Annotated in this window: 12 protein-coding genes; 5 read left to right on the top strand and 7 right to left on the bottom strand. The window is 42.1% G+C overall.

Translation table 11 applies throughout. The features are described from left to right. Positions 1-3: 3 nt before the first annotated feature. Positions 4-1,086: a branched-chain amino acid aminotransferase gene (locus tag BUC05_RS03150; RefSeq protein ID WP_011246774.1), complete on the bottom strand. Its 1,083-nt coding sequence runs from the start codon at positions 1,084-1,086 to the stop codon at positions 4-6. Positions 1,087-1,491: 405 nt separating this feature from the next. On the opposite strand from BUC05_RS03150, the gene BUC05_RS03145 reads away from it, so the two are divergent. Next, entirely contained in the window at positions 1,492-2,370 is an 879-nt protein-coding gene (locus BUC05_RS03145; protein WP_011246773.1) for a cation diffusion facilitator family transporter, read from the top strand. Positions 2,371-2,525: 155 nt separating this feature from the next. Here the strand turns inward: BUC05_RS03145 and BUC05_RS03140 are convergent, their stop codons facing one another. Then, on the bottom strand, positions 2,526-3,509 hold the full coding sequence (locus BUC05_RS03140; protein ID WP_041824584.1) for a peptidoglycan-binding domain-containing protein: 984 nt from the start codon (positions 3,507-3,509) through the stop codon (positions 2,526-2,528). A 234-nt stretch (positions 3,510-3,743) separates the two neighbouring features. Further along, complete coding sequence (locus BUC05_RS03135; RefSeq protein ID WP_011246771.1) at positions 3,744-4,832, bottom strand: peptidoglycan-binding protein; 1,089 nt, start codon at positions 4,830-4,832, stop codon at positions 3,744-3,746. A 431-nt stretch (positions 4,833-5,263) separates the two neighbouring features. Between BUC05_RS03135 and BUC05_RS03130 the strand changes: the two genes are divergently transcribed. Both BUC05_RS03130 and gndA read left to right on the top strand, forming a co-directional pair. Next, positions 5,264-5,983 carry a class I SAM-dependent methyltransferase gene (locus tag BUC05_RS03130; protein WP_011246770.1) on the top strand — a complete coding sequence of 240 codons (720 nt, stop codon included), beginning with the start codon at positions 5,264-5,266 and terminating at the stop codon, positions 5,981-5,983. A 93-nt stretch (positions 5,984-6,076) separates the two neighbouring features. After that, positions 6,077-7,486, top strand: coding sequence for an NADP-dependent phosphogluconate dehydrogenase (gndA, locus tag BUC05_RS03125; protein WP_011246769.1), 1,410 nt, complete (start codon positions 6,077-6,079; stop codon positions 7,484-7,486). 147 nt (positions 7,487-7,633) lie between these two features. Here gndA and BUC05_RS03120 read toward each other — a convergent pair whose 3' ends face one another. Together BUC05_RS03120 and zwf are read right to left on the bottom strand one after the other, a co-directional pair. Continuing rightward, a complete protein-coding gene (locus BUC05_RS03120; RefSeq protein WP_011246768.1) occupies positions 7,634-8,161 on the bottom strand; it encodes a ClbS/DfsB family four-helix bundle protein in 528 nt (175 codons plus the stop codon). 149 nt (positions 8,162-8,310) lie between these two features. Continuing rightward, entirely contained in the window at positions 8,311-9,798 is a 1,488-nt protein-coding gene (zwf, locus tag BUC05_RS03115) for a glucose-6-phosphate dehydrogenase (RefSeq protein WP_011246767.1), read from the bottom strand. A 603-nt stretch (positions 9,799-10,401) separates the two neighbouring features. Here zwf and BUC05_RS03110 point away from each other — a divergent pair. Next, positions 10,402-10,707 carry a hypothetical protein gene (locus BUC05_RS03110; protein WP_011246766.1) on the top strand — a complete coding sequence of 102 codons (306 nt, stop codon included), beginning with the start codon at positions 10,402-10,404 and terminating at the stop codon, positions 10,705-10,707. Between the two features lie 184 nt (positions 10,708-10,891). Here BUC05_RS03110 and BUC05_RS03105 read toward each other — a convergent pair whose 3' ends face one another. Continuing rightward, entirely contained in the window at positions 10,892-11,644 is a 753-nt protein-coding gene (locus BUC05_RS03105; RefSeq protein ID WP_063609383.1) for a class I SAM-dependent methyltransferase, read from the bottom strand. Positions 11,645-11,893: 249 nt separating this feature from the next. On the opposite strand from BUC05_RS03105, the gene BUC05_RS03100 reads away from it, so the two are divergent. Next, the gene (locus BUC05_RS03100; RefSeq protein WP_073304065.1) at positions 11,894-12,325 is read left to right on the top strand and encodes a GNAT family N-acetyltransferase; all 432 of its coding nucleotides are present in this window, start codon (positions 11,894-11,896) and stop codon (positions 12,323-12,325) included. A 43-nt stretch (positions 12,326-12,368) separates the two neighbouring features. On the opposite strand, the gene BUC05_RS03095 is transcribed toward BUC05_RS03100, so the two are convergent. Continuing rightward, a complete protein-coding gene (locus BUC05_RS03095) occupies positions 12,369-12,611 on the bottom strand; it encodes a hypothetical protein (protein WP_011246763.1) in 243 nt (80 codons plus the stop codon). Positions 12,612-12,786 lie beyond the last annotated feature (175 nt).

The following is a 12,786-nucleotide window of genomic DNA, read 5'->3' as shown; positions in this document are numbered from 1 at the left end:
TGGTTATTCCTCGTCTTCCAAACGGACAGTCCAGCCAAACGGGTCTTTTTGTTCTCCAGTTTGAATGCCTGTCAATTCCGTGTACAAACGTTTGGACAACGCTCCTGTTTCATTGTTGTTGACAACGATTTTGTGGTCTTTCCACAAAAGTTCTCCGACTGGAGAGATGACCGCTGCTGTACCAGTTCCGAAGACTTCTTCAAGCGTACCGCTTTTGCTTGCGCTCACAATTTCTTCAATTGAAATCCGCCGTTCGAACACTGGGATATCCCAACTTTTCAGCAACTCGATCACGCTTTTGCGTGTAATGCCCTCTAAAATGCTGCCTGATAATCCAGGTGTATGCACTTCTCCGTTCAATTTAAAAAACACATTCATGCTGCCTACTTCTTCGACGTATTTCTTTTCCATCCCGTCCAACCATAGAACTTGTGCTTGTTTGTTCGCTGTAGCCCGCTCTTGTGCTTTGTAAGCAGCACAGTAGTTGCCAGCCGTTTTCGCGGTCCCAGTCCCCCCTGGTGCGGCACGTGTATATTGGTCTTCTACAAAAATGCCAATTGGGTTGATTCCTTCTTTATAGTAAGCTCCGACTGGTGACAAGATAATCATAAATTTATAATTACGTGAAGGCGCTACGCCTAATGTAGGTTCTGTCGCAATAACAAATGGGCGAATATAAAGGGAAGTTCCTGGCATCGTTGGAATCCAGTCTTTATCGATACGGATCAATTCCTTTAAATAAGCGAGCATTTGTGCTTCATCAATCGGCGGGATGCTCAAACGGTCGCTTGATTGATTCAAACGCTTAAAGTTTTCTTCTGGGCGGAATAAGCGGACGCTCCCATCTTCAGAACGGTACGCTTTTAAGCCTTCAAAAACCGTTTGCCCATAATGGAATACCATTGCGGCAGGATCAAGGGTCAATGGTTGATAAGGAATAATACGGGGACTGTACCAGCCTTTCTCTTCTGAATAATCCATGATAAACATATGGTCTGTAAAATACTTGCCAAACTCTAAAGCAGAAGACTCGGGTTTTTGTTTTTTGTGCGTACATTTCATAATTTCGAGTTTTTGTGTTGTCATGAACGAGCGCTCCTTCATTTTTTCTCTAGTAACATCGATGATATGGTTTAGGAACAAGACGACAAACAAAAAAATGCTTACCCTTTATGAAATTGATCGAATCGTCTATTCTCCCCAATAAAAACTGCTTAATTGTCTATACTAGGCAATAAAACAAGTTATTATTATCCCTTTACTATATCATAATATCACATATTCAAACAGCTTTTTGCTATCACCTGTAATTCTTCATCTATGATTTCGTTTTTTTGCTGGGCGAAATGTTGGTTTCGGGAAACATTGTTCCATATAAGCCATAGTGCTGCGAGCAGCGAAACATGTTGCTGTAGACCCACTCGCTGCCTGTTTGATAGGATAAAGAAACGCAAAGAAACACCATATTTTTTGGAGAAAGGGTTAGCCTTGATGAAACGATATGAAGAACTAAAAAAAGGGGAATCCGGCGCATGGCTTAGTATAGGCGCTTATATCTTTTTGGCAGCGGTAAAGCTGACAATCGGCTACTTGTTTTTTTCGCAAGCGCTCGTCGCTGATGGATACAACAATGCTTCTGATATTATTATTTCAATTGCTGTTTTAATTGGCTTGCGCATTTCCCAAAAGCCGCCTGACAAAGACCATCCGTATGGCCATTTCCGTGCAGAACATATTTCCGCCTTGTTGGCCGCGTTCCTGATGGTAATAATTGGCATTCAAGTGTTGATTGAGGCAGGGACGACCCTTCTTAGCGCAAATGAAACAGAAGCGCCAAGCATGGTCGCTGCATGGACAGCGGCAGGAGGCACGGTCATCATGTTTTTTGTCTATCGCTACAATAAACAGCTCGCTGAGAAAATCAATAGCCAAGCTCTCGCTGCCGCCGCGCAAGACAATAAAAACGATGCACTAGTCAGTTTGGGGGCGCTCATCGGCATTATCGCTTCCCATTTCCATTTAGGTTGGCTTGATTCATTGACTGCGTTGCTGATTGGCCTCATTATTTGCTATACAGCTTGGACCATTTTTAGAGATGCCACCCATTCATTAACCGATGGCTTTGATGAAAAGATGCTTGAAGTGTACAGAGATACCATTGAGGAAAATGAGCAAGTCCATCTATTAAAAATGGTAAAAGCACGCCAAGTTGGCAGCTCCGTTTACGCCGATGTAACGATTGAGGTAAAACCTACTTTAACGGTCAAAGATAGCCACGACATTGCGGACCAAATCGAACGGGATTTGCGCACAAAGCATAATATCCTGCATACGACCGTGCACATCGAACCGAAAAAAGAGGATAAATAGAAAAAGGAAGCGCACTGCGCTTCCTTTAAGACTATAGACAAACACTCAAGTCTGTCGCAAGTTGCCTCAAATTATTGATCCTTTTCTATGCCTGCACTCCTCGTCTAACAACGGTTTTCTATTAGACGACATGATGGTAGCCAACGCAGAGCCTGTTATTCAAGCAAAGTGACAGTCACTTGTTGCCTGCCGAATGCATAAGCATCCGCTTCTGATTGCATATAAAGGTCGATCTTTTGTCCTTTAATGGCCCCACCTGTATCTCCAGCAATCGCTTCTCCATACCCTTCTACATGCACACGGCTGCCAAGAGGGATGACTGCTGGATCAACGGCTACTACTTTTTGATTTGGATTGGCACGCAAATCGATGCCTGTCGCTGTTGTACCCGAACAACCATGGCAATACGCTGTATAAGCGGTTGCTTCCATCTGGAAAGTCTTTTTGCCTTCGCTTTTGTGTGTAGAAGAAGCCGTGTTGGCTGGCTCTTCCTCTTTTTTCTCTGTTGGCTGCTCTACGTCACCATTTGTACTTTCGTTTAGTTCGTTTTCTTCTTCCCCATTTTCACTTTTGTTTGATTCGTTTTTCTCTACTCCATTATTGTTTTCATTGGCTTTCTCACTTTTCTTTTCTCGCTGTTCAGCAGGTTCTGCCTCACTGTAATACAATGCTTTAAAGGTTAGCGGGCCAGCGATACCATCTACTGCTAAGCCGTTCTGTTTTTGAAAAGCGGTCACCGCAGCTTTTGTCAATACACCGTAGTACCCATCAATGTCTGCTTGGTAGTATTGCAACTGCGCTAATTTTTTTTGGAGCATGTTAACAAGAAGCCCGTCGCTTCCTTCTTGTAAAACAGCCATTGAACCAAGGGTTTGCACCCCAGCAATGCCGTCTACTAATAAGTTATTGTCTTGTTGGAATTGCTTAACTGCTGCTACTACCTTACTGTCATATGTATGGGACCGATCTTGATCCTCTAAGTAGCCGCTCTCTACAAGATAGTCTTGTAGTTTCTCAACGCGTTCGCTTTTTTCACCTTCGTGTATTGGACTGAATGTGTCAGCGTCTGCCTGTTCAGGTACACTAATTAAACTAAACAAGAGTACGCTCATAAAGAAGAAACAAAGTTTTATAGGCATGGTAACTCTCCCCTTAATTTTAGCGCTTTTTTCAACAGGTTCTCCTAAGTGGCGGCGGCGTCTTTCCTCGTAAGCAATATTCATCTTGTTCGCCTCGCTTTCTCGTAATCTGCTACCATACCTACTCACTCGTGTCCCTCTTTAACCCACGTTACAAGCTTTTTAATCTGAATGTAACTTAGCTGTAACATAAAAAACGATGCGCCCATAGGGCGCATCGTTCGCATTCTCTTACTAGTCTAAAACAGTCACTTTGACAGTTTTACGGCCAAAATTAATGGCGTCGCTTTGAGATGGGACAAAGACATCAATTTTATTGCCGCTTATCGCACCGCCAGTGTCTCCAGCAATGGCTTCACCATAACCTTCCACGTACACACGGCTGCCAAGAGGGATGACACTTGGGTCTACCGCGATCACTTTTTGATTTGGATTCGCTTTTAGATCAATCCCTGTTGCTGTTACACCTGAGCAGCCATTGCAATCGGCTGAATAAGCGGTAGCTTCCATTTGATACGTAGCTGTACCTTCTGTAGTCTTAGAGTCTTCTTCCGTTTTAGGAGCTTCTTCAGCTGGTTGTTCGCTTTTAGCAGAAGCCGATTCTTCTGCTGGCTCTTCTTTCTTACTTTCTTGCTGTGTTTCTGGTTCTGCTTTTGCTTGTGGTTCAGCTTGTGGTTCCTCTACCGGTTCTTCCTCTACTGTTTCAAGCGGTTCTTGATTTTGCTTTGCTTTCGGTTCTTCGCTTGTTTCTTCTGACTGTTGTTTTGGTTCAGCTTGCTTTTCTTCTACTTTAATTGGCTCGGCTGAAGCTGCCTTTTGATTGTAATAGAGCTTGCTGTATGTAGCCGGGCCAGCAATACCGTCTACTGCAATCCCGTTGTCAGACTGAAAGTTTTCCACTGCCCGTTCCGTTAAGGAACCGAAAAGTCCATCCACTTCGCCTTTATAATAGTTTAAGTTTAGTAATTGTTTTTGCAGTTCTTCAACTAATTTGCCTTCATCGCCATGCTCAAGGGCATGCAAGGCACCTAGTGTTTGCAATCCAGCGATGCCATCCACAAGCAAATCCTCAGATGCTTGGAATTCCTTAATCGCTGATGCCGTGGAGTTTCCAAATGTTCCGTTTATATCTTCTTTATCAAAAACCCCGTTGTCTGTCAAAAGTAGTTGCAATTGTTCCACTTGCTCGCCACTGTCGCCTTGCGAAAGGGTGCGGTCTGACATGGCGTTAGCCATTGTTGGTGCACTGAAGAAAATAACTCCTGCAGTCACAACTGGCAGCCCGATGCTGCGAAAGACTTTGAATGGAATTTGTTTTTTCAAAGTAGTGCCTCCTTCAATTACTTGCTGATATGGATAGTAACAGTCTTCAGGCTAGGAGACAATCGTCTTGCGCTCTTCTTAAACAACACGAAATCAAACTGTAATAAAAGTTAATTCAGGGACATATAACTGGCACTTTCTTCCCTAACCCTTCCGCCTTATTACATAATTACTCACAATTAGCCGCTTTTGTACATTTTTGTATCGTTCTTGTCATGAAAAGACGCTATAGCCAAGAACACAGATACAAATTCCGCTTATATTTTGCTTAAATCTGCTTATTTCGCTTGTTTTTGCGATTACAATTGAAACATAGCTGTCATATAAGCACACTAAGCGAGCGGCTGCATAATCTGCAATAAACGCCTAATGGCCCATTCTAATAAAGTCCCCTTTAGGTCATGTAACTAAAGAGGACGGAAAGAGGGATTATGGATTATACAGATATGTTAGCTGCATTTGGCATTGGCAGTGCCCACCCGGGAGGGTTTGCGGAGTCTAAAAAAATGATCGTCAATATGGATATTGATGATCATACCGTCATCCTTGATTGTGGCTGCGGTACCGGGCAAACTGCTGCTTATTTAAAACAAATTTATGACTGCCACGTTTGGGCGATTGAGCGACACCCTGTCATGCTGCAAAAAGCGAGACAGCGCTTTTCTGAACAAAATGTGGCTGTATCTTTACATGAAGGATCAATTGAAGCGATGGATTTCCCTAGTAATAGCGTCGATATTGTCTTATCGGAATCGGTGCTAGCTTTCCTTGATTTAGAGAAAGCATTAAAAGAAATAAAGCGAGTCTTAGCCTTTGATGGAAAAATGTATGCAAATGAGCTTATATGCACACAATCTCTAACGTCAGAGGAAATCGCCGAATTGAAAGAAGGTTATGGCTTTCGGTCACTCTTCACCGCACAAGATTGGATAGCAGCTTTGACAGAGAATGGATTTAGCCATGTAAAAGTTGTAAAAGAAGCAGTAGCAGAAGCGGTCCAACAAGATGAAAGCGATAAAGGCAATGACCTTATGCCGTCACCGCTTCTTTCCCCTGATTGTTTTGCGCAAATGCAACAGCACCAAATGAGGATGGAAAAGTTCAGGACAAAACTTGGCCATGCTTGGATCATCGCAAGTCGGTCAACTTAAGGTTTCTTAAGTTGACCAGCTTGCTGAAAAACGCTTACATATGGTATGTTCATATCGATTTATATGAAAGCAAGTTTGGAAAGGAAGAAGAATATGGCAAAGCAGAATATTGGCGTCGTCGGCGTCGGTGTCATGGGACGCAGCCTAGCTTTGAACTTGGAAAGCAAAGGGTTTTCTGTCTCTCTTTATGACGTCTCAGAAGAACGGATCAACGAAATTCTTGACCACAACAAAGGCAAGCGTTTAGTCGGTACTTTTTCATTAGAAGAGTTTGTTCATTCTTTGGAAAAGCCGCGCAAAATTATGCTTATGGTTCAAGCTGGCCAAGTCACAGATCAAGTAATTGATTCCGTGATCCCGCTATTAGATAAAAAAGACATTCTCATTGATGGCGGCAATACTTATTATACCGATACAATACGCCGCTCCCAAACAGCAGCTGAGCATGGGATTCACTTTATCGGCACAGGCGTTTCCGGAGGTGAAGAAGGAGCCCTAAAAGGCCCGTCCATTATGCCAGGTGGGCAGAAAGAAGCCTATGAACTCGTCAAGCCAATGTTTGAAAAAATTGCGGCGCAAGTAAATGGCGAACCTTGCACGACTTACATCGGCCCCGATGGTGCTGGCCATTACGTAAAAATGGTCCATAATGGCATTGAATACGGGGACATGCAATTGATTTGTGAAGCCTATTCGCTATTAGTAAACGTGCTTGGCCTTAATGCTGAAGACTTGCACAGTGTATTTAAGGAATGGAATGAAGGAGAACTTGATAGTTATTTAATAGAGATTACCGCCGACATTTTCACAAAAGTCGATGAAGAAACAGGAAAACCGATGGTTGATGTGATTTTGGATACAGCCGGTCAAAAAGGAACTGGAAAATGGACAAGCAAAAGCTCACTTGATCTAGGCGTACCTCTTCCAGTTATTACTGAATCGGTCTTTGCCCGCTTCCTTTCCGCTATGAAAGAAGAACGCGTTAAAGCGAGCCAAATATTGTCAGGCCCAGAGAAAAAACAATTCACAGGCGATAAGCAGGAATTAATTGAACGAATTCGCCAAGCACTGTATTTCAGCAAAGTGCTTTCCTACGCCCAAGGATTTTCGCAGTTGAAATCGATGTCCTTAGAAATGAATTGGAACCTTCAATATGGAGAGATCGCGAAAATTTTCCGCGGCGGCTGTATTATCCGCGCTGCCTTTTTACAAAACATTACGGATGCCTTTGAGCGAGATGCCAACTTAGACAACTTGCTGCTTGATCCGTACTTTGAAAACATTTCCAGAAAGTATCAACAAGCACTGCGTGAAGTGGTAGCTCTAGCAGTTGAATATGGCATCCCCGTTCCTGGATTTTCGAGTGCCATTTCTTACTATGACAGTTACCGGAGTGAGCGCCTGCCAGCTAACTTGCTCCAAGCACAGCGTGATTACTTTGGCGCCCATACGTATCAACGCATTGACAAAGAAGGCGTTTTCCATACAAATTGGCTTGACTAAGGCGGCTAGTAACAACAAAAAAGCTTGGTCTAACTATTATCAAGACCTAAACTGAAAAAGTTAGATAATTAAAGGACATAACATATTGTATATGACGAATATGTTATGTCCTCTCTCACTCAGCGAACACGCCGATGTTTAATTAATTTATTTCACAAACTCTTGCTTTTCTCCTTCTTTTATGGAGCTGGCAATAACTTCACATTTTTTAATAGCCCAATTGTAATGATTAAAAGTGTTGGCTGCAAAATAGCTATATAAGTTACTTGTTTTAGTCCATTTATAATATTTCTTTGTCATGATTTCTTCATTTGTATGTAATCGAATTAGCTCCATTACTCTTTCATGACTTAACTTCAACTTTTTTATAGCTTGATTTAATGTTACATCTTGATAATTTTCCCAAATTTGCATATTAAGTAACTTGATTGTTCTCCATTTATAACCTGGTGCAGGCATAAAAGGAACATCTCCATCCATACCCTCTCTATACCATCTTTCAAGCATTGTGTGCCATTCATACAGGTGCATAATTATATCACGGAAATTCTTGTCTCTTTCTTGAGTTTCAATAGAAATAGTTCGTTTTCTGCTAGGCACTGATTCAATTATTTCAAGCAGCGCTTTAAAACTTTTGTCGCTATCCAATAATAGATTTTCTTTTTTACTTTTCATTCCCCTTAAAATCTCCCTTTTTACTATATATTATCATAATATGTACAACCTAATCTAACTAACAAAAAAAGAGGATATATGCTCATATAAAGAACATAATATCCGCTTATTCGTTTAGTCTATTCAATTTTTCAGCCAAGCTTTTTTATTTACATTTCTTCAACAGGCCACCATGAAAAGCCGTCTGCTTCAAGAAGCTCATCCGCTTCTTTCGGCCCCATCGACCCAGCTCGATAGGTTGGCAGTTTTTCTCCGCTTTCTGACCACGCTTTGGAGATCGCATCAACAAGCGACCATGACAAACTAACTTCATCCCAATGGGCAAAGTTTGTGGCATCGCCCATCATGCAATCAAAGAGGAGCCGCTCATATGCCTCAGGCGTGTTAAACCGGTCTTCGCTATCATGCCTGTATTGCAAATGGACAGGCGTTGTATCTGCGGAGCCAATCTTTTTGCCGTTCAAAACAATCGTCATGCCTTCATCAGGCTGGATATGGATGATCAACAAATTCGGCCCAGTCTGTTTGTTTTCCTTGCTATACAGATTTAAAGGTAATTCCTTAAATTCAACAACGATTTTCGTTGACTTCACCGCCATCCGCTTTCCAGTGCGGATATAAAAAGGGACGCCTGCCCAAACATGATTGTCAATCATTAACTTTGCCGCAACGTAAGTCTCTGTTTTTGACGAATCACTCACATTTTCTTCTTCTAAATAGCCAATCACTTCTTGCCCATTGATTTCCCCTCGGCCATATTGCCCGCGTACCACATTTTCCTTGATGCTCTCGCCGACAATCGGGCGCAATGCGCGTAGCACTTTAATTTTTTCGCTACGTATATCATCGGTGGACAAACGAAGAGGTACATCCATTGCCAAGAGAGACACCATTTGCAGCATATGGTTTTGTACCATATCACGAAGGGCTCCTGATTTTTCATAATAGCCGCCCCGTCCTTCGACACCGAGCTGTTCACTGGAAGTCACTTGGATATTAGCGATATGCCGGTTGTTCCACAATGAACCAAATATGGCATTGGCAAAACGGATCACTTGAATGTTTTGCACCATTTCTTTGCCTAAATAGTGGTCGATCCGATAAATTTCATCTTCTGAAAATGCCTGGCGTATTTCGTCATTTAAACGGATAGCCGATTGCAAGTCTGTGCCAAACGGTTTCTCAATCACAAGACGCGTCCATCCTTGCGTGTCCTTTAGCCCTTCGTTATGTATTGACTGTGCAATTTGCCCAAAAAATTCAGGTGCCATTGCCATATAAAAAATACGGTTCCCAGGAATTTGGAATGTCTCATCCAAAATATGCAACTTGTCATTGAGCTCGCTATAGGAATCTTTGTTGGTGACATCAAATGATAGATAGGAAAAATGCTTTAAAAATGATTCAGTCACTTCAGGACGTTGCTCGCCAAGTTCTTCTTGGATCGATTCCATCACGACTGTTCTTAGTTTTTCATCATCCCATTCACGGCGCCCTAAACCTACTACAGCAAAATGTTCGTTCAAATTGCCTTTTCTGTATAAATTGTATATAGAAGGAAACAATTTTCGTTTTGCTAAATCACCTGTAGAGCCAAAAATAACAAAAACCGCTTCCGCTTGTTCGATCTGGTTCATCTTTTTACCTCTTTTCTTGACTGTCTTTTTCTTCTCTTGATAAGCAATTGGCAATAGGTGTTTGTTGCCCTTCCCCATTATACCGAAAATGGTGCTCAGACAGCTAAAATTTGCTTAGCAACCATCTAACTTTCCTTGCTTTAATGCTTTGCTGTACTTATCTAAAAAGATTTTTTCTATTATACACTTGATTAACGGCAATTGCACTCCTTGTTTTTTTGTGTTTGGATTGATTTAACAGCCTCATTCCGCTATACAATAGGCGTAAGCTGTGTTATAGTAGAAAGTGCCTTAATAATTTCCCCGACATTCTGCCTTTTCCCAGCAGAATGTTTTTTTATGTTCAGCGTCTTCCTCTCATAGTTTTTTCCCATTTTCCAATACATACTCCTTTTCCTCAAAAAGCTTTCCTTTGCTTGTTTTTGTTGTAGCTTATTGTTTCGTTTTTAAATACGGTATGTGAAATTTTCTGGTTTGGAGAAGCTGTAGTTGGGCTATTTAATACAGTACGTGAAATTAAGAAACAAATGGCTTTGCTTTTTTGATTCTTCGCGCATATTTTCTCTTTACAGTGAATACGTTCTTTAAAAGGAGCTGATTGGCATGTACGGAAATGGCGAATGGGTTATTTACAAAGCAGGCCGCGCACGCATTCTTGGTTGGATTAGCGAAGCAAAAGTGGTGGCGTCCAATTCAGCGAACACCCCCATCAAAACAATTTACCAATTCCATACCAAGCAGCGTGTCTTAAATGGTAAGCAGCCGCTTTTGGCAAATGAAGATGACTTGCAAACATGTTCCCCCAAACTGAAAGCCGATGATATTCGCGCACTTCAAGAGATTGCCCTTTTGACTAAGGACAAGCAATGGTTTCTCGAATTAAGCAACGCTCACCATTCTCATGCTTAAACGGTGAGGTAGCCGACTTAGTCGACAAAATCATTCAGACTGATAGAAAACGTTTGTCAGACGAGGAGTGCAGCCGAGGGAAGATGTGAATAGAACAGGGGTTCATGAGCATATGGCCGAGGCAAACGACGAAGTATGCGAGCGTTTGTCTACAGTCTGAAAGGACGGCACAAAGCCGCCCTTTTTATTTTCTCGCTTTCAAGATGAAGCGATGCTGTGTCGTTTCAAAATACCCGTTCTTTTTTATTTCCTGGCTGATATGATCCAACTGGGGCAGATGGCGTTCCACAGAAAAGCCTGGTGCTTGCCAGGGAATCGCCCGCAAGTAATAAATAAGCGCACCAATATCAAAAAAACGCTGCTTTGGGAAAGCCTTCCTCTTAGCTTCAACGCTGAAGCCGTGTGCAACTAAGCGGTCAACGGCCACTTCCAGCTTCCATTCTGCAAATTCAGTATTTAAAGGAAGTGAAAGCGCCTCATTGATTTCTTTGCAATCATCACCGCCAACCTGTTGGGTAATAAACGTTCCACCTGGTTTTAATATACGGGCTAATTCTTGCTCGCTGTATGATTCATGACGGTTGATAATGCTGTCAAAAGCCTCATCAGAAAAGGGCAGATTGTCATCATCTTCTATATAACGTACACTGACGCCAAACGGAGCTAATGCTTTTTGCGCAATTTCTACATTGGGCTCATACCCCTCTGTCGCATAGACCTTTCCTCGAAATGGAGCACACGAAGACAAAAATTCGCCGCCGCCTGTGCCCATATCCAGCACTGTCCGTTGCTTAAGTGACTCCTTGACCCATTCCCGATAAGACCAGTCGAGCTCATCCTCTTTCACTCGCCCTCTTAACTGCTCAAAATTCCAACCGCTAAATGACTGCTTCATTGCTGTTTCTACTTGTTCTAAAAAGGTCTTGCTATATGCCATCTTTTTGACTCCTCCCCATAAATAAACAGATATATGCCGATTTGTCCCGATTTATGTGGAGGTCCTCTGCACCGTTGTTACGTAAACCCTAGTTTGAGCAGCAACTATGTCACTCCTTTTTCAGCTTCCTTTGTTTTTTCCTATTGTAACATAGCTCCATTTATTCGACTTAAACCATTTACAGAACATACGTTTTCAAGGTAAAATAATGATAATGAAAAATCATGTTACAAAAAAGGGGAATGACCTTTGGAAATAAAAATCGCCACGACACTTGCAGAGTTAGAACAAGCCTTTCATATTAGGGAAAGGGTGTTTGTCCAGGAGCAACATTGCCCACTTGAAGACGAGTTTGACCGATATGACCATCTTGATGCTGCTTGTACACATGTCATTGCTTATGACGGGCATAAAGCAGTCGGGACAGGCCGTATCCGTTTAGTCGAAAACGCCGGGAAACTCGAACGGATTTGCATTTTAAAAGACTGGCGCCAAAAAGGCGTCGGCAGAGAAATCATAAAAGCATTGGAAGCCATTGCTTTGCAAAAAGGCGCTGCCTCGTTGTTGCTTCATGGCCAACAACATGCAGAAGGGTTTTATCATCGTCTTGGATACGAAACGGCTTCTGACGTCTTTATGGAAGACGGTATTCCCCATTTGTTAATGAAAAAAGAAGTTTAGCATCTATGAAAGCCAGCCTGTTTTCATTCTTTTGCTGGCTTTTTTAATTTAGCCGTCTGATTTGAATGTTTGCTAAGCGCACTTCTATTCGTTGACTAGGTGTCCCACGAATGTAATCCAAGTCGTAAATCATTTCAGCAATTGCCCCTTGAAAAGACAGATCTTTGCTGATTCGTAAATGGACTTTATTAATGGTCCCCGCATAATCTAAAAATTGTTTTGCTTCCTCGCCTTTAATTTGATGAAGAAGATCGTGATTATCCATATCAACAAATTCAACGATCATCGTGCTTCCCCCTATATTCCAATTTATCTATTTTATGTTCTTTTGTTTAACGGCATGCCGTTTATTGAAGGAAGCCGAAAAAGCACAACAAGAAACACGGTTTTCATTGGGGAATCTACTATTAGGAAAGCAACGGCGTACCAAATTCCTTATGGCCAGCGATGCCCATCGACAA

The sequence above is a fragment of the Shouchella rhizosphaerae genome (genome assembly GCF_900142675.1).
In the GTDB taxonomy this organism is placed as follows: Bacteria; Bacillota; Bacilli; order Bacillales; family Bacillaceae_D; genus Shouchella; species Shouchella rhizosphaerae.
This window is presented reverse-complemented; position numbering and strand designations above follow the sequence as displayed.

Coding starts and splice junctions, on each gene's coding strand:
- BUC05_RS03150 (WP_011246774.1), bottom strand. CDS start 1,086: ATGACAACACAAAAACTCGAAATTATGAAATGTACGCACAAAAAACAA.
- BUC05_RS03145 (WP_011246773.1), top strand. CDS start 1,492: ATGAAACGATATGAAGAACTAAAAAAAGGGGAATCCGGCGCATGGCTT.
- BUC05_RS03140 (WP_041824584.1), bottom strand. CDS start 3,509: ATGCCTATAAAACTTTGTTTCTTCTTTATGAGCGTACTCTTGTTTAGT.
- BUC05_RS03130 (WP_011246770.1), top strand. CDS start 5,264: ATGGATTATACAGATATGTTAGCTGCATTTGGCATTGGCAGTGCCCAC.
- gndA (WP_011246769.1), top strand. CDS start 6,077: ATGGCAAAGCAGAATATTGGCGTCGTCGGCGTCGGTGTCATGGGACGC.
- BUC05_RS03120 (WP_011246768.1), bottom strand. CDS start 8,161: ATGAAAAGTAAAAAAGAAAATCTATTATTGGATAGCGACAAAAGTTTT.
- zwf (WP_011246767.1), bottom strand. CDS start 9,798: ATGAACCAGATCGAACAAGCGGAAGCGGTTTTTGTTATTTTTGGCTCT.
- BUC05_RS03110 (WP_011246766.1), top strand. CDS start 10,402: ATGTACGGAAATGGCGAATGGGTTATTTACAAAGCAGGCCGCGCACGC.
- BUC05_RS03105 (WP_063609383.1), bottom strand. CDS start 11,644: ATGGCATATAGCAAGACCTTTTTAGAACAAGTAGAAACAGCAATGAAG.
- BUC05_RS03095 (WP_011246763.1), bottom strand. CDS start 12,611: ATGATCGTTGAATTTGTTGATATGGATAATCACGATCTTCTTCATCAA.